At 72.0% G+C, this 246-nt stretch carries 1 protein-coding gene; it reads right to left on the reverse strand.

Annotation, left to right across the window (positions count from 1 at the left end):
• Window position 1: 1 nt before the first annotated feature.
• A partial coding sequence (locus ACQG3P_RS21570) for a hypothetical protein (protein WP_426806196.1) occupies window positions 2-246 on the reverse strand: 245 nt, incomplete at its 5' end.

A 246-nucleotide genomic window follows, 5' to 3' on the forward strand; every position in this document is an offset into this window, starting at 1 on the left:
CTCAGTGCGGCGGTGCCTCTGCGTCCGCTGTCGGGTGCGCATCCACCCATTGCTGGGGAATCCAGCTCCCCAGCGACGCCTGCGCCCACAACAAGGTGATCGACCGCCCCAGCGCCAGCACGCCGGTGACCCGGCGGCGCTGGTGCTGCAGCGCGCTGCCGATGCCCAGCCGCAGGCCCACCACCGTGACGCCCAGCGCCACGAACAGCATCGCAAGCACCACCACCGGCACCTCGTGCATGCCCG

Source organism: Stenotrophomonas sp. SrG (genome assembly GCF_050031795.1).
Lineage (GTDB): Bacteria > Pseudomonadota > Gammaproteobacteria > Xanthomonadales > Xanthomonadaceae > Stenotrophomonas > Stenotrophomonas rhizophila_A.